Source organism: Brucella rhizosphaerae, from assembly GCF_002252475.1.
GTDB classification, from domain to species: domain Bacteria; phylum Pseudomonadota; class Alphaproteobacteria; order Rhizobiales; family Rhizobiaceae; genus Brucella; species Brucella rhizosphaerae.
In genome coordinates this window covers 300,063-316,118 of the sequence record NZ_NNRK01000035.1, presented here as the reverse complement: position 1 = coordinate 316,118, position 16,056 = coordinate 300,063, and the positions used below count along the sequence as shown (strand labels likewise).

The window sequence follows — 16,056 nt, the reverse complement described above, 5'->3', positions numbered from 1 at the left end:
ATCACCGTTAGCGCAGGTTTTTCGATACGGTCGCAGCCATTTCATCGGCAGCCTGAATGACCTTGGAATTCATCTCATAGGCGCGCTGCGCCGTGATCAGATCAGTGATTTCTTTCACCGGATCGACATTGGATGCTTCGAGATAGCCCTGCTTGATCGCGCCGTAACCCGGATCACCGGGAACGCCGACAAGTGGTCCGCCAGAGGCTTCTGTTTCGCGGTACAGATTACCGCCAAGTGGCTCAAGACCGGCTTCATTGGTAAAATTTGCAAGCGTCAGCTGACCGAGATTGGTCTGATTAACCTGATCCTGCAGCTTGGCAAAGACCTGCCCGGTTTCCGTCACTGTCACCTCGATAGCATCAGGCGGAATAGTGATGGCTGGCTCTATCGCATTGCCATCAAGGGTGACCAGCTGGCCGTCAGCATTCTTGTTGAATGCGCCAGCACGTGTGTAAAGCGTTTCGCCCGTCGGGCTCTGAATCTGGAACCAACCGCGTCCGGTCAATGCCACGTCATACGGATTGCCAGTCTGGTTGAAGCTTCCCTGCATATGGAGATTGCGCACAGCCGCAGTCTGCACACCCAGCCCAACCAAAGCGCCTTCGGGCACAATTGCCTGATTGGCCTGATTGGGGACACCTGCCGTGCGTTCCGATTGATACAGCAAATCAGAAAACTCGGCGCGTGCACGCTTGAAGCCCGTTGTATTGATATTGGCGATGTTATTCGCAATCACTTCCAGATTGAGCTGCTGGGCGTTCATACCGGTTGCGGCAATCGTCAGGGCTTTCATGGCAGGTCCTTAAATCAAAGAGGGAAGCTCAGACTTGACTCAAACCGGCATACGGCTGATTTCGAGATAGGCCTGCACGATCTTGTCGCGGATCGCGATCGCCGTCTGAAGCGACTGTTCAGCTTCCATGACAGAGCTGACTACATCGCGCAGCGGAGCATCGCCTTTAATGCCCTGAATAGAGTTAGCTTCGGCAGCCTGCAGCTTCTGGCCGACCGAATCCGTCATTTGTGACAGGACTTCACCGAACGAAGCGCCCGGAGTGGCAGGAATAGCTTGCGGAGCCGATGTTGAGCCAACGCTCTTTTCAGCAACTGTTTCAGAAAGACGCGACAGGGCGTTGCGCGCCGAAACGCTCATAATCGAGTCGTACATTAAGTGCTCCTCAGGAGATCGATGGTCATCGAGATCAGCTCACGCGCCTGCTTGACGACCTGCAAATTGGCTTCATAAGAACGGTTGGCTTCACGCATGTCCGCCATTTCGACGACCATGTTGACGTTGGGATATTTCACATAGCCACGCGCATCCGCAGCCGGATGGCTTGGATCATATTCTTCGATAAAGGCGGAGGTGTCTTTGCCAACTTCGGCAACCCGGACCTCAGCAGCACCCGTGCTCTGCTCCACTTCCGTGCGGAAGGATACAGTTTTGCGGCGATAGGGATCAGCATCTGCCGTCTTGGCGGTCGCCTGCGCATTGGCAAGATTTTCAGAAACGACGCGCAAACGGGTCGACTGTGCCGACAGGCCCGATGCTGCGATCTTCAAGCTATTCTGCAAAGCGTCTGACATCGCTTACCCCTTCGCCACAGACAGCATCATGCGATGAAACGCTTTGACGATGCTTGTGTTGAGTGAATAGTCGCGGGCGACCTCGCCAGCCTTCATCATTTCGCGTTCAACATCGACCGTATTGCCGGAATGGGTCTGCTCGGTGATGTCTTCAGGACGCAGACGAGCACCCGCAATACCATTCGCTTCGACTTCCAGATGCTGAGGACTGGTTGCAGCCATAGTGAGCTGGGTCTTGTCCAACACATCTGCGAAGGGCTGAACGTCGCGCGCCCGGAAATCCGGCGTATTCGCATTGGCAACATTGCCCGCAACTGTGGCCTGTCGTACCGACAACCACTGCGCCTGCCTTGCAGCCAGATCGAAAAGATGAATGGAGCTCATGGAGTTTCCCGCCTTTATAGTTTGTTAACTTAAAGGTCGGAACTTGCGTCAAGCTTGCGTAGCTTACGTCATAGGGCGTAGGTGCAATGAGAAATTATGTCTTTTGATTAGGTGCGGTCAGTCTTTGGATAAGACCTGCGGTCAACACGAACAATGAGAACACGCAGACAGGTTTCCCTGCGGCTACTTGCGCATCTCAATCACATCACCGGAGGTTGTCGTGAGTTTCCACGTACCCGCCTGGTTGCCTCGCCCGATTGAAACAAGATGGCTGCCATCAGGCAGAAGCGAGCCTCTTTCCACGAACCAATAGCCGGATGTGTCCTCGATCATCGCCATGCCGCCGACCACTTCGCGCAGCGCAAATACCGGCTTTGGGAGAGATTGACCTTCGCCATTGCCATCGCCACCATTCCCAGCACCTGTTCCGGGCAATCCCTTGCCATTGGACATAACCGAACCAGTCGTCGTGCTATCGATGTTCTCATTCGGCGCAACCAGATCGTTGGGCCGGAACGAAGGGAACTGGCGCACAGTCTTCTGTTCCGAACGATCAAGCGGATCAACGATCTTGGTATCCGCCTTTTTGTCAGGACTGAGATCAACGCGCTGCAAATATGTAATGAAAGGAAGCATCGCGCAGCCGACCGCGAGCGTAATAGCCGCGATCTTGAGATAGCGGTCGACCTGGCTTTGCGGCTTTTTAGTTTCCGTTGCGGTAGCTGCTTCCACCTCTGCCGCAAGATCAGCGAGAACGTCCTCTTCCCGCCTCTTGCGAGACCCCTGCATCATGTTCTTCATGTCTGTTTTTCTCCGCGCAACGCTGCGGCAAGGTCGTGATAAGGGTCTTCCGAAAGGCCCGTTTCGGGCGACTGTTGCAGCGCATCATAAATACGCGGCACCAGATCGACGGCCTGATCCAACAACCCGTCATGCCCCTTTTGATAGGCTCCAATTGCGCGCAGATCGCGCGTTTCCTCAAACCGCGCCACCATACTGCGCAACTGTCCTGCAAGCTTGCGCTGTTCCGGCGTCCAGTTATGCTTCGCCAGACGCGATACCGATGCGGGAATATCAACCGCCGGGAACCGCCCCTGAGCCGCAATTGCCCGGTCGAGCACGATATGCCCATCCAGCGTGCCGCGAATGGTGTCTGAAACCGGATCATTATGATCATCGCCATCAACCAGCACCGAATAAATACCGGTGATACTGCCGCCTGCCTCGCTGATGCCCGGTCCCGCCCGTTCAAGAAGGCGTGGCAACTGGCTGAACACACTTGGCGGATAGCCGCGCGAAACTGGCGGTTCTTCAGCGGCAATAGCCACTTCGCGCGCCGCATGCGCAAAGCGGGTGACCGAATCCACGATCAGCAGGACGTTTTGTCCGAGATCGCGGAAATACTCGGCTATCGCCGTCGCGGTATTGGGGGCAAGGCGGCGCATCATCGGGCTCTCGTCACCAGTGGCAACCACCGTTACAGTCTTGTTGAGATGCCCCGCCATAGTCTCTTCAAGCATTTCACGCACTTCGCGGCCACGCTCGCCCGTCAGAGCCAGAACCACAGTGTCAAAATCAGCCGCGCGCGTCATCATGGCAAGCAATGTAGATTTGCCGACACCGGAGCCTGCAAAAATACCGATGCGCTGCCCGAAACAGAGCGGCGTGAAAATATCAATTACATTGACGCCAGTGCGAAGCCCGCGATCAACACGGGCACGGCGCAATGCAGCCAGAGCCAGGCTCTCGGACGCCATGGGCCGTGTGCCAGGCTGTAACGAACCCTTGCCGTCAACCGCTTCACCAAGCGCATTAATGACCCGGCCACGCCATTCCGGTGCCGGGCGAATGCGAAGTGGGCCTTCCTCAAAAACAGCCGCACCAAGTGAAGGAATAATGCGATCATCGAAAGGTTTCACCAGCACCTGACGGTCTGCAACGCGGATGATTTCCGCAAGGCTTTGTCCACCATCAGCACGGATCGCCACCGTATCACCCAAACGCGCATCACGTGACAACCCGCGCACAGCAATTGCCGAACGCGACACATCGCTCACCGTGCCGCCAATGCCGGTCAGCGGCTTTGGTGCTATCGATTGCTGACGTGCAAAAGCGGCGAGCCGCGCGAGCGGGAGGTCAGGTATCATCCGTTTTTGGAGCCCAGCGTTCTGATGGCTTCAGCGACTGTGTTCTCCTGCTGGCCAAGCAGATTGTTGACCTGCTCGAAAGCACGACTGACACTGATCAACCGTGTCATTTCCGTCATACCATCAACATTGGAGCCTTCAATCATGCCCTGCACAACGCCTGCGCTCATATCGTCAACGACTGGCTGCGCGGGCTTGTTCGGCACAACGCCGGAATTGCCCGCATAACTCAAATCCGCATCGGCAGGAATTGAGAATAGGCCGATGGCACCGATCTGCGCACCGTTCTGATAGACCGCGCCATCGCTCGAGATTTTCGGTGCTCCACCATCCGGATTGAGCACAATCGGTGCGCCACCAACGTCAAGAATGGAGTTTCCCGTCACAGACACCAGTTCGCCGGTCGGCATCATCTTCATGCGCCCGTCGCGGGTATAGACCAGACCTTGCGGCGTATTAACCGACATCCAGACATTGCCTTTGACCGCAACATCAAATGGATTGCCAGTTTCAAGCAACGATCCTGCTTCGGTTCGGATGAAGCTCTTGCCAGCAGTCGCAAAGTTTATGTCTTCGCTTGCCTTATTCGACACAATGGTATCGAACTTGGTGCCCTCGCCACGAAAGCCCGGGGTCGAAATATTCGCCACATTATGAGCGATGGCGTTCATCCGCCGCTCGAGCGTTACGAGCGAAGAAAGCCCGACATAGATGGAATTATTCTGCATCGATCAACGTCCGCCCGGCTTGAAGTTTTGCAATGTGGTCAGAATGTTGGCCGAAATGCCAACTGACGACGTTCCACCCAACAGCAGCGACGCAATGGAAGCAGGGCTGCTCGCCGTCGGATTGTTCATTTCATGCATGGCAGTGAAACGCGAAATCAGCTTCGACACATAGTCTGGATCGGACATCTTCGAGAAGTCGACTTTGGCATCGATCATCTTGGCCTGCTTATCGATGTCGGCATTCGACATAGCTGCAGGCCAGCCAAACGTCGTCTGCATCATCGTAAGCAACGCTTTGTCGCCGAGGATTTCGTAAGCATTGGTGATAGTAGATGCCTTGCGCTCAAAATAGAGCGCCAGACGAACGCCTTCATTCTGACTGCCTGCTTCTGTTTCAAGCGTCTGACGGACATATTTGTCCATCACACCTTGCTGTGGAGCAGTGCCTTCCGTCGCCTTGTCACCCTTGCCAGCAAAATCAAACGTTGTTGCGAATTCTTTGTAGCGCTTATCGGTCAGCTTGTTCGCCATGGCGTCATCGTTTTTGACACCTTCGGTAAGGATCTTGCGCACGAAAGCTTTCGCATAGGCCATATCTTCAAGGCCAAATGCCTTCATCGCGTAATTAAAAAGCCGGGTATCAGACATGAAATCGTCAATGGATTTAACCTTGCCGATATTCTCTTTGTAATACGCGGTTTCCCGCTCAACCACAGGCTCCTTCGAGACGCGCTGCAACGACCGCGTCATATCGGACGCAATCAGCCGATAACTCATCATCGTGTTGACCATGCGAGAACCCCCTGAAACTTTTCCCAGCCGTTATGCTCGATCAAGCTTGTCCGAAGCTGATTAAAAATTCAGGTCCACATGATCAGCGTCAAATGGCAAGCTTCGCACAAGGCGCATTCCTTAAGGTGTAAAAATAAGTTCGAACCAACGGGAGTCATGCGCTTTGGGTATTCTCATCGGCCTCGCCATCACACTGGGCTGCATGCTCGGCGGTTTCATCGCCATGGGCGGTCACGTCAGCGTGCTTATCCAGCCATGGGAATTCGTCATTATTCTGGGCGCAGCACTCGGCACATTCTTTGTCGCCAACCCACTCTCGCTGGTTAAAGATACAGGTAAGGCTTGCATGGAAGCCTTCGCAAATGCCGTACCAAAGCAGCGCGATTATCTCGACGTTCTGGGCCTGCTCTACAGCCTGATGCGGGAATTGCGCGCAAAGTCGCGCAATGAGGTGGAAGTCCATATCGACAATCCAAAAGAGTCCGCGATCTTCCAGGCCTATCCGAGCGTTCTGAAAAACGATGACCTCGTACACTTCATCTGCGATTATTGCCGTCTCATCATTGTCGGCAATGTACGTCCGCATGAAATTGAATCGCTGATGGATGAAGAAATCCACACGCTCTCGCGTGACAAGCTGAAGCCCTATCAGGCCATGGTGTCGATTTCGGAAGCGCTTCCGGCACTTGGCATCGTTGCCGCCGTTCTCGGTGTTATTAAAGCGATGGGCGCGCTCAATCAGTCCCCGGAAGTGCTTGGTCACCTGATCGGTGCAGCACTTGTCGGAACATTTGCCGGTATTTTCTTCTCCTATGGTGTCGTTGGCCCAATCGCGACCAAGATCAAATCAACCCGAGACAAGCAAAACCGTCTCTATACAGTCGTGAAGCAGACACTGCTTGCCTACATGAATGGCTCGCTGCCGCAGATCGCGCTCGAATATGGCCGCAAGACCATTTCAGCCTATGAGCGTCCAAGCATCGACGTGGTTGAGCAGGAAACCATGGCGACCACGCCGATCCAGCAGGCTGCCTGATTATGACTACACTGGGCCAAAACCGCAAAAACGACGTGCTTGCAGATAACCTTTTACGCGCAGCCGGACTTTCCGGCGACGACCTCAAATCGCTCGCGCATGTATTCAAGGATGCATCGTCCAATTTTTGTGGCCGTCTCAAACAGGGAAGCGCTGCCGCGTTCGATGCTGAAACTGGTCAGGTAGAAACGGCTGATGATGCCGCCATCAATGCCATTCTCGATCAGGCAGCAATTATCGCACCGCTCAAAGCCGACCGCTGGGGTTGCACTCTCTATCTGACGGCCGACGCAACGCTGGTGTTTTCAGTCATCGAAACCATGTTCGGTGCGCAGGGAAATCTTGGCAGCTTTGATCTCGAACGCCCCTTTGGCATGCTTGAACGCAAGGTTTCCGGCCAGCTGACATCGCATATGGCGGCAGCACTGGATCAGGTGTTTACCGGTGGTGGGCAATCGCTTTTCGCACCCGGCGAATGCTTGGACACAGCCGAATTCAATGGCGAAGACCTTGAGCGCTCGCGCCTCTTCGTCTGCCGGATCGACGTTGTCGCAGCAGGCAAGACCGGTGCTCTGCATCTCCTTTTGCCCAGAAACACGCATAAGCCAATGCAGGATGCAGTGGCTGCTTTCCTGCGCCGTCCGATGAACCAGGCCGACCCTGCCTGGTCCAAGAAGATGCGTAATGAAGTCAGCCGCGCCCGCATTGAGCTTGAGACATTCATTCAACAGGGCAGCATGACGCTGGAAGCCCTTTCAAAACTTGAAATCGGACAGGTGCTGAAACTCCCCGTCGATGCAATGGAGCAGGTACGGCTTCGCGCAGGCGATCAGCAGCTTTTCAAATGCACGCTCGGCAAATCGGGCATCCATTTCACAGTCAAAGTTGGCGACCCTGTCAATCAGGAAGAGGATCTTATCGATGAGCTTGTTGCTGGCTAATCTTCTATCGACGCTTCTGGCGCTCGGCTCGCTTGGCGCACTCATCATCGTGGGCCGCAAGGCCAACGAAACCATCAAACTTGGCAAACTGTTGACGCTGCGCGTGGCTGCGGCCTCTAATGGTCTGGAGCGCGTGGCCAAGTCGCTGCAAAGCCAGCGGACCGACCTGTCGGACGAAACACTCAAGCTGGAAGCCCGTCTTGCTGAAACAAGCCGTGTGCGCCGCGAAATGGACGAAGCAATTGAAGAGCTGAACCGGCTGCGTAAAGCGCTCACGCGCGATATGCGTCAGGCGCGCACCGTCACCGAAACGGCAACACGGATCGATGAGCAGCTGCTTTCGCCTGCAAGCGAGCCTGCGCCAAAAGAAAAAAACGCCTTGCCGGTTTTCGTGCGCCGAGCAGTCAAGAAGGCAACAGTTGAAATTGCGGGGCAGGCATGAGCACCGAAAACAAGGACGAAAATATGCAGCATGAGCTGGAAGAGGCGATTGAAGAATTGCGCGAAGAAAAGCCGCGCAGCGCCAAAGCTGGTGCCTCAAAGCCCAATCTTGAATTGATCATGGGTATCCCGGTTGACGTTCAGGTGGTTCTGGGCGGAACGACCATGCCCGTCGCAAACCTCATGAAGCTTGGTCGCGGTGCTGTCATCACGCTCGACAAGCAGATTGGTGACCCGGTCGATATCGTCGTCAATGGACGCGTGATCGCGCGTGGTGAAGTCATCGTGCTCGAAGACGACTCCTCACGGTTCGGCGTCAGCCTCACCGAAATCATCGGTAAGTAACGGATCGACCATGGCCGATAATGAAACGCAAAAGCCTTCCGACGACAACGTCAGCGGATTGATCGATACACTCACCGGTCCGCAAAAAGCGGCTGCGATCCTTGTCGCCATTGGCCGTCCATCCGCATCACGCCTCCTCAAACATTTCAATGCGGAAGATTTGCGCAAGCTCGCCGGTCATGCCCGAACGCTTGAACCCATTTCACCGCTTGATTTTGAACAGCTCGTAAAACAGTTCGAAGATTCTTTTGCCGAAGGCGCACCTGTGTCAGAAGCAGCGCAGCGTTTTGAAGGCCTGCTGCGTGAAGCACTGCCACAAGACGAAGCAGACGCCGTGTTTGAAGAGCGCGTTCAACCCCAGCTCGTGCAGGAATCCGTCTGGGCCGGGCTTGCACGGCTGCCAATTGAAGGGCTCCAAGCCTATCTCGCTGATCAGCATCCGCAGATCATCGCCTATATTGTTTCCAAGCTTCCATCAGATCTCGCAGCACGCATTTTTGTCGGACTGCCTCCGCAGTTGCGCAGTGCCGTGGTTCAGCGTTCCTTGCATATCGGCAATGTCGCCCCTGCTGCAGCAGATCTTTTGGAAGATGTGCTTCGTCGTGATCTTCTGGGACGCAGCGATGCTGGTCCAGTCAAAGCCCATCACGGCCAGATTGCCAACATCTTCAACCAGCTCGACCGGCAGGAAATGGAAGAGCTCATGGCGAGCCTCAAAGATCTCAGCCAGGACGACATTTCCCGCATCAAAGCAAAACTCTTCAACTTCGAAGATATTGAACGCCTGTCGCAGCGTGCCCGTCTTCTGCTCTTCGATGAAGTACAGACCGAGCAGATCGCAACAGCTCTGCGTGGCGCGGATTCGGCCCTTCAGGAAACGGTGCTTTCGTCGCTTTCTACACGCGGACGCCGCATGGTCGAAAGCGAGCTCGCCGCCGAGCAGGGCAATATCACCAGCCAGAACATTGCCGATGCAAGGCGAACAGTCGCCCGCATCGCGATCGATTTGTCGGAACGCGGCATCATAACGCTCGATTCAGGCGAAGACACAGAATAAGCCGTTGCCGCTTTTCCTGAAATCTTTCTAACTCTTTGTTTTCACGCATGTCTTTATCCAAAAACTGGTTTCCACTTTTGGGAGACATGCTCTAAGAACGCGTGTGACACATGTCCGATGATACCGACAAAGAGAGTAAAACAGAGGAAGCGAGCGAGAAGAAAATCCGCGACGCTCTCGATAAGGGTAATATGCCCTTTTCCCGCGAAGCGCCCATTCTCGCAGGCATCGCGTCCTTTCTGGTTATCGCTGTCTTTGTAGCAGCTCCGGCGACGACAAAACTCGCCGTCTTTTTGCGTGAGTTGATGGACCGCCCGGAGGATTGGACTCTCAACAGCGCAGAGGATGCCAGCCACCTGTTTGGCATTCTGGGAGTGTCAGTCGGTATGGCGCTCCTTCCGATATTCATCATTATTCCGCTGGCGGGTATTGCGGCTTCGGCTTTTCAGAACGCACCACGCATGGTGGGAGAGCGTATCCGCCCTCAGGCTTCCCGGATATCGCTCTTTAAAGGCTGGCAGCGGATTTTCGGGCGTGCCGGTCAGGTTGAATTCCTGAAATCGCTGGCAAAGTTCCTCGCCGCCAGCGTTATTGTTTTCTTCGTCTTCTTCAAAAGTAACAATCTTTTCACTGATGCCATTGCGACCGATCCGAGCGCATTACCGGAATTCCTGCGTGAAAATCTGGTCAGGCTGCTCGTCGCCAATGTGTTGGCAATCACAGCAATTGCCGGTTTCGACCTTGCATGGTCGCGCATTCACTGGAAGCAGGAATTGCGCATGACCAAGCAGGAAGTAAAAGATGAGCACAAGCAATCGGAAGGCGATCCGCTTGTAAAAGCACGCCAGCGCTCTCTGGGACGCGATCGCGCGCGCCGCCGCATGATCAACGCCGTACCGACTGCAACGCTTATTGTCGCAAATCCGACCCATTTCTCTGTAGCACTACGCTATCGACCCAATGAGGATGCAGCCCCAATTGTTGTTGCAAAGGGACAAGACCTGATCGCTCTCAAAATAAAAGAAGTAGCTGCCGCGAATTCGATCCCGGTTTTCGAGGATGTACAATTGGCCCGTGCACTTTATAAACAGGTGAATGTCGACCAGATGATCGCACCTGAATTCTATAAGGCTGTCGCTGAACTCATCCGTGTCATCAATGCTCGACATGCATTACATTGATAGGTTTTAAGATGACTTTAGTATATTCTAATATATTATATCTCTGTTCTTCCGGATCGGCGGTGACAAGATGAAGAGCCTGCAATTCTCAAACGAACGCGAGGCAATCATTGCCGAAAACATCCGCGAAGTCGTTGCTGAACTTCGGTTGGTTGATCCAGCCGACTATATTGCTTTCATCCGCTGCGAGCTGTTTGCCAATATTGCAGATATTGTCAGCTCGGCAACTGAATTGCACTTCTTTCCGGGCACGCTCGAACTGGGGCATGGCGGAGAATTTCACTGTGACTGGTTCACAAGCCCATCCATCGTTCTCGACATGGAGTTCCGTAACAAAGGCGTATATGCCTATTTTCGCCTGACACTTTCGGGGAAAACGGCAAGCGTTGAACTGAGCCATATTGTATTTGACAACCCGGACGACGATCCGGCGCAGAATACGACCCGTCTGATCGATGCTATCGACAATGCCCGCTTGCCTATGCGCAAGACGGCTTAATCGAGAATAACGCTTTTGATCCTGAAAAAGCTACACCGGAAGCTTCACGCATCCGGTGTAATAGTAGTTTTCGTGTAAGCGCGACATCACATCAAATGCTGCACTTCCGGCATTTCAATGATGCCCAGAGAGAGTGCTGTAGCCACTGCAGAAGTACGATTAGAACAATTGAGCTTAATCTTCGCATTTTGAAGATAAGTTACGACCGTCCATCGGGCGATGCTGAGAATTTCAGCGATTTCACCATCTGTCTTGCCGTTGGCTGCCCATCGCAAGCAATCTACCTCGCGTGGGGTCAGAAGAGATGCAGCTGATTTCGTGTTATCACAACCGCACAATGTATTGTGAATAATACCGGAAACACTCAGCAGACGCGGGCGCATCTTGAGAAGAAAATCTTCTCGTGCGACTTGGTCGCCAAGATCAAAGCAGAAAAGTGTACAGCCAACGGCACCCTTCGGGTTGCGGGCTGAGACGGCTATAAACGTATTCCCCAGCCCATGTTTCTCCGCATCTTGCATCATATCCGCGATATCAGGACATGCAGCAGCATCTTCCTTGAGATCGCGCACGATGCCGCTGGAATCATTCTGATAATAGGGAGCGTCATCCTGAAAAATAGGATCAATCAGGAAGTAGTTCTTCGCTGAATATCTCGTCGCCCAGGTCGAAGGAAACGTCATGACAACGGTCAGGTCGGAAGAGTTTGTCTTTGTACAATCACCCATACGCCCACGATATGTGTGCATGATATAGCGACATCCAATCTCGTCACGGATACGCGTCAGAAGCGCAAGCGTGTCGCCCTGGAACGAGGTGCCAAAGAAGGTCTTTTTAAAATTCGGAAAATGAATCAAGTCGAGAGTCATTGCGTAATATCCTTGGTAATAAAGGAAAAAAAGGGCTTCATCTGGTGCCACCCAAAATACCGGTAGCGAATCGACTCCTTCGGACCTTCAATCACTTATAAGTGACATAAAAAATGGGTCACGTTGCAACCCGCAATAAATTGATTGCTAAGTATTACACACAAGAACAGCGCCTAAATATGGCTCCCGCAAATGAAAACTACGTTACTAATGTAACTATGCGGTTTTAACCCTTCGGTAGATGGGCGAATGTTCTATTTTGAAACATCCTGATGGTGTTTCCCGTAAGCCCTGAAGAAGAAATCCAGTGCAGATTCAACATTCTTGATGATTGTCTGCTCAGAAGGAGGCTCACTCAGGACGCCAAAAAGGCGAGGCCGATAAAGGCCGGAAAGAAACAGATCCGAAAGCTGATAAGACTTTTCCAGCGGGTCAAAAGGCTCCAGTTCGCCTGCTTCGATCATCTTGGAAAGATAGTCTGCCATGATCAAATGGCTGCGTTTAGGTCCACGTTCATAAAAACGTGCCGACAGTTCAGGCTTCCGATCGCTCACACCGAGAATGATGCGTTGCGCACGAATTGCAGTCGTCGAAGTTATCAGCGTAACCAGCGTAACACCAAAATCAGCAAGCTCTTCCCGGGTGGAAAAGCCACGATCGATCTTGTCGACCAGCTTGCTGAAAGTCGTCATCCGATAGTGCTCGCACAGAGCGACGAACAGATCTTCCTTGCTGTTGAAATAAACGTAAATCGTTCCCTTTGAGACACCCGCTTCCCGCGTGATGTCGTTCATGCTGGCAGCATCAAATCCCATGCGCAGAAACACATTTTGCGCACCCTCAAGAATCTGCTGGCGCTTTATAGGGTCTTGTCCTGCGGCGAGACGCGTGCGTCCGCCTTCCCCATCAGGTTCAACCGCAAATGTGCCAGCCTCATTGCTATCCAGGGCAGCTGCAGCATTCTCTTCTATGCGGTGTTCACGATTCATTGTACAAAACTCATAATTTTCTCGAACCAATCGGTTCGATGTCACTTGATATGGGCAACTTATTGCTCTAAGTCAACATCGAACCGATTGGTTCGTTGAAGCGGTTATAAAGAAAGTTTCCAAATGTCCGCCCATAAGTCTGTTGATACGGCTGATATCCGTCCATTCCCGACCCCTGCGGCTCAGGGAGAACAGTCCAAAGTGAATGCAGAACCCCTGGGCGAACGGCCAGCACCGCAAACAGCCCCGGATACAGCTGCCCCTGGCGCCACACCTGAAACCGCAAAAGGCGGCAAGAAAAAGGGCTTCGGCAAGCGCGTTGTGCTTCCAGTCGTTATTATCGCTGCTGTAGCAGGTGGACTTTGGTACGGCTATAACTGGTGGACAGTTGGCCGCTTCATGGTTTCAACAGACGACGCTTATGTGCAGGGTGACATCGCGTCTATTGCACCGAAAGTCACGGGCTATATCGAAAATATCCCGGTTGTCGCGAACCAGCACATCAAGGCTGGCGATGTGATCTTCCAGCTTGATGCCGGGGATTACCAGATTGCGCTTAATGAAGCGGAAGCCAAGCTCGAGACACAAACGCAGACGCTTGCCCGGATTAATGCGGAAATCGATGCGGCACAGGCAGTGCTGCAGCAGGCTCAGGCCGATCAGCAGGCTTCGCAGGCTGTGTTGAAAAACGCCGAGAGCACGATGGTCCGCATTCAGAGGCTGCATGATACCCGGTTCTCGGCACAGGCAGAGCTTGATAATGCACAATCATCGCTTGATCAGGCCAAGGCCAAGCTCGCCGGGTCAAAGGCTCAGATTGCTTCCGCGAATGCCAATATCGAAGTTCTGAATGCACAGTACAAGGAATCGGAAAGCGGCATGCGCTCTCTTGAACTTGCACGTGACAAGGCTGCTCGTGATCTGGCATTCACCGCGCTGCGTGCGCCATTTGACGGCGTTGTCGGCAATCTCTCCGGCAAGAAGGGCGATCTCGTTTCGCCAGGCCAGAAGATTGCGGCGCTTGTTCCGGTCAACGAGCTCTACATCGATGCCAATTTCAAGGAAACGCAGCTCGGCCACATCAAAACTGGTGAGACAGCACGTATCTATGTCGATGCCATTGACGGCCCTTACTTTGAAGGAAAGGTCGCATCGGTTGCACCCGCATCGGGCGCTGTGTTCTCGCTGTTGCCGCCAGAAAATGCGACCGGCAACTTCACCAAGATTGTGCAACGTGTTCCTGTCCGCATCACGATTCCACAGGAAGCACTCGATTCCGGCAAAATCCGTGCTGGTCTCAGCGTGACGGTTGACGTGGATACGCGCACAGCCCCTGAAGACAAGACCAACTGACACAGTCGATAGCAGTTTTCCGGATACGCGTGAAAACTGATCATGAGAACATGCGGCGGCGCGGCCAACAGCTTTCGCGCCACCTTCCTCTTCCTTTTCGGAGTGCGCCGTCATGGCTGCAAACACCACGATGGGGCCTATGGCTCCCGCTGATGATCGCATCGATCCCAAGAAGGCGATTGCCTTTCTTGCGATGGTGTTCGGCATGTTCATGGCAATTCTGGATATCCAGATTGTATCTGCGTCGCTGTCTGAAATTCAGGCAGGTCTCAGCGCCAGCTCCGATGAAATTTCCTGGGTTCAGACATCCTATCTGATCGCAGAAGTCATTATGATTCCGTTGTCCGGGTTCCTCGGGCGCCTCGTCTCTACCCGTGTTCTGTTTACTGTTTCAGCTGCGGGCTTCACGCTTGCTTCCATGCTCTGTGCAACCGCGACCAACATCGATCAGATGATTGTTTATCGCGCCATTCAGGGCTTTATCGGCGGCGGCATGATACCAAGCGTTTTTGCCGCTGCGTTTACGATCTTCCCGCCGTCCAAACGTTCTATCGTTTCGCCGATGATTGGCCTTGTCGCAACGCTGGCGCCAACTATTGGACCAACCATTGGCGGCTATCTCAGCCATGCTTTCTCTTGGCACTGGTTGTTTCTGGTCAATGTCGGGCCTGGCATTCTGGTAACAATCGCTGCCTGGAACCTGATTGATTTTGATGAAGGCGACAGCTCGCTCCTGAGCAAGTTCGATTGGTGGGGACTTGCCGGTATGGCGGCGTTCCTCGGCTCCATGGAGTATGTTCTGGAAGAAGGCCCCCGCAATGACTGGCTTCAGGATGACGCGATCTTCGTTCTGTCGGGCGTTATGACGATTGGCGGCATTATCTTCTTCTATCGGGCTTTCACAGCTGAAGAACCCATCGTGGATTTACGAGCCTTCAAAAACGTCAACTTCGCGTTCGGCTCTCTGTTTTCCTTTGTCATGGGTGTCGGCCTTTATGGCCTGACTTACCTTTATCCGCTCTATCTGAGCAGTATACGTGGCTATGATGCACTGATGATCGGGGAAGCGCTTTTTGTGAGCGGTCTTGCCATGTTCTTCACGGCTCCGCTTGCTGGTTTCCTGTCTACACGCATGGATCCGCGTTTCATGATGATGATCGGTTTCCTTGGCTTCGCAGCTGGTACATGGATGGTGACGGGGCTCACCGCAGATTGGGATTTCTACGAGCTTCTGCTGCCACAGATTCTGCGCGGTTGTTCGCTGATGCTCTGTATGGTGCCGATCAACAATCTCGCACTTGGTACGTTGCCACCTTCTCTCATGAAGAACGCTTCCGGCCTGTTTAACCTCACGCGAAATCTCGGCGGCGCTGTCGGTCTGGCTGTCATCAACACGATCCTGATGCGCCGAAACGATATGCATTATGAACGGCTGGCCGAACATGTTCGCTGGGGCAATGCGGAAGCCGAACAGATGCTCGCCAACCTGACTGCCAAATACAATGCAGCTGGCATGGATGGCGCGACTGTCGCCATTGCCAAAATGTCAGGCATGGTGCGCCAACAATCGACGCTTATGTCCTTCATCGATGTCTTTTACATTCTGACGATGATGTTCTGCACACTTGCAATCTGCGCAATCTTGTTGCGCAAACCAAAGCAGGCAGCCGGAGGTGGTGGCGGTCACTAGAGCATGCCTGCCAA

Annotated in this window: 19 protein-coding genes; 9 read left to right on the top strand and 10 right to left on the bottom strand. The window is 53.6% G+C overall.

Translation table 11 applies throughout. From position 1 onward, the window contains the following. Positions 1–7: 7 nt before the first annotated feature. The 8 genes from flgG to CEV32_RS23055 all read right to left on the bottom strand — a co-directional run bounded on the left by flgG (position 8) and on the right by CEV32_RS23055 (position 5,641). Complete coding sequence (gene flgG / locus CEV32_RS23090; protein WP_094579465.1) at positions 8–796, bottom strand: flagellar basal-body rod protein FlgG; 789 nt, start codon at positions 794–796, stop codon at positions 8–10. A gap of 39 nt (positions 797–835) precedes the next feature. Beyond that, positions 836–1,171 carry a flagellar hook-basal body complex protein FliE gene (locus CEV32_RS23085; protein WP_094579464.1) on the bottom strand — a complete coding sequence of 112 codons (336 nt, stop codon included), beginning with the start codon at positions 1,169–1,171 and terminating at the stop codon, positions 836–838. Further along, the gene (gene flgC, locus CEV32_RS23080; RefSeq protein ID WP_094579463.1) at positions 1,171–1,590 is read right to left on the bottom strand and encodes a flagellar basal body rod protein FlgC; all 420 of its coding nucleotides are present in this window, start codon (positions 1,588–1,590) and stop codon (positions 1,171–1,173) included. The genes CEV32_RS23085 and flgC overlap by 1 nt, the downstream gene beginning before the upstream one ends. Before the next feature lie 3 nt (positions 1,591–1,593). Continuing rightward, complete coding sequence (gene flgB / locus CEV32_RS23075) at positions 1,594–1,974, bottom strand: flagellar basal body rod protein FlgB (RefSeq protein ID WP_094579462.1); 381 nt, start codon at positions 1,972–1,974, stop codon at positions 1,594–1,596. Positions 1,975–2,157: 183 nt separating this feature from the next. Next, a complete protein-coding gene (locus tag CEV32_RS23070; RefSeq protein ID WP_094579508.1) occupies positions 2,158–2,766 on the bottom strand; it encodes a hypothetical protein in 609 nt (202 codons plus the stop codon). Positions 2,767–2,771: 5 nt separating this feature from the next. Then, the gene (fliI, locus tag CEV32_RS23065; protein ID WP_094579461.1) at positions 2,772–4,121 is read right to left on the bottom strand and encodes a flagellar protein export ATPase FliI; all 1,350 of its coding nucleotides are present in this window, start codon (positions 4,119–4,121) and stop codon (positions 2,772–2,774) included. Beyond that, complete coding sequence (gene flgF / locus CEV32_RS23060) at positions 4,118–4,849, bottom strand: flagellar basal-body rod protein FlgF (RefSeq protein ID WP_094579460.1); 732 nt, start codon at positions 4,847–4,849, stop codon at positions 4,118–4,120. The genes fliI and flgF overlap by 4 nt, the downstream gene beginning before the upstream one ends. Before the next feature lie 3 nt (positions 4,850–4,852). Continuing rightward, entirely contained in the window at positions 4,853–5,641 is a 789-nt protein-coding gene (locus CEV32_RS23055) for a DUF1217 domain-containing protein (RefSeq protein WP_094579459.1), read from the bottom strand. 163 nt (positions 5,642–5,804) lie between these two features. Between CEV32_RS23055 and motA the strand changes: the two genes are divergently transcribed. The 7 genes from motA to CEV32_RS23020 all read left to right on the top strand — a co-directional run bounded on the left by motA (position 5,805) and on the right by CEV32_RS23020 (position 11,141). Further along, the gene (gene motA, locus CEV32_RS23050) at positions 5,805–6,677 is read left to right on the top strand and encodes a flagellar motor stator protein MotA (RefSeq protein WP_094579458.1); all 873 of its coding nucleotides are present in this window, start codon (positions 5,805–5,807) and stop codon (positions 6,675–6,677) included. A gap of 2 nt (positions 6,678–6,679) precedes the next feature. Continuing rightward, on the top strand, positions 6,680–7,618 hold the full coding sequence (locus CEV32_RS23045) for a FliM/FliN family flagellar motor switch protein (protein WP_094579457.1): 939 nt from the start codon (positions 6,680–6,682) through the stop codon (positions 7,616–7,618). Then, the gene (locus CEV32_RS23040; protein ID WP_094579456.1) at positions 7,599–8,060 is read left to right on the top strand and encodes a BAB2_0123 family type IV secretion system effector; all 462 of its coding nucleotides are present in this window, start codon (positions 7,599–7,601) and stop codon (positions 8,058–8,060) included. The genes CEV32_RS23045 and CEV32_RS23040 overlap by 20 nt, the downstream gene beginning before the upstream one ends. Further along, on the top strand, positions 8,057–8,404 hold the full coding sequence (gene fliN / locus CEV32_RS23035) for a flagellar motor switch protein FliN (RefSeq protein ID WP_094579455.1): 348 nt from the start codon (positions 8,057–8,059) through the stop codon (positions 8,402–8,404). The genes CEV32_RS23040 and fliN overlap by 4 nt, the downstream gene beginning before the upstream one ends. Before the next feature lie 10 nt (positions 8,405–8,414). Next, complete coding sequence (locus tag CEV32_RS23030; protein WP_094579454.1) at positions 8,415–9,461, top strand: flagellar motor switch protein FliG; 1,047 nt, start codon at positions 8,415–8,417, stop codon at positions 9,459–9,461. Between the two features lie 110 nt (positions 9,462–9,571). Next, on the top strand, positions 9,572–10,642 hold the full coding sequence (flhB, locus tag CEV32_RS23025) for a flagellar type III secretion system protein FlhB (RefSeq protein WP_094579453.1): 1,071 nt from the start codon (positions 9,572–9,574) through the stop codon (positions 10,640–10,642). A gap of 70 nt (positions 10,643–10,712) precedes the next feature. After that, a complete protein-coding gene (locus CEV32_RS23020; protein ID WP_094579452.1) occupies positions 10,713–11,141 on the top strand; it encodes a hypothetical protein in 429 nt (142 codons plus the stop codon). An 86-nt stretch (positions 11,142–11,227) separates the two neighbouring features. Here CEV32_RS23020 and CEV32_RS23015 read toward each other — a convergent pair whose 3' ends face one another. Further along, positions 11,228–12,010 carry a helix-turn-helix transcriptional regulator gene (locus tag CEV32_RS23015; protein ID WP_094579451.1) on the bottom strand — a complete coding sequence of 261 codons (783 nt, stop codon included), beginning with the start codon at positions 12,008–12,010 and terminating at the stop codon, positions 11,228–11,230. A 254-nt stretch (positions 12,011–12,264) separates the two neighbouring features. Continuing rightward, entirely contained in the window at positions 12,265–12,999 is a 735-nt protein-coding gene (locus CEV32_RS23010) for a TetR/AcrR family transcriptional regulator (protein WP_094579450.1), read from the bottom strand. Between the two features lie 123 nt (positions 13,000–13,122). Between CEV32_RS23010 and CEV32_RS23005 the strand changes: the two genes are divergently transcribed. Together CEV32_RS23005 and CEV32_RS23000 are read left to right on the top strand one after the other, a co-directional pair. Further along, entirely contained in the window at positions 13,123–14,352 is a 1,230-nt protein-coding gene (locus CEV32_RS23005) for an HlyD family secretion protein (RefSeq protein WP_094579449.1), read from the top strand. Positions 14,353–14,464: 112 nt separating this feature from the next. Then, positions 14,465–16,042, top strand: coding sequence for a DHA2 family efflux MFS transporter permease subunit (locus CEV32_RS23000; protein WP_094579448.1), 1,578 nt, complete (start codon positions 14,465–14,467; stop codon positions 16,040–16,042). Positions 16,043–16,056 lie beyond the last annotated feature (14 nt).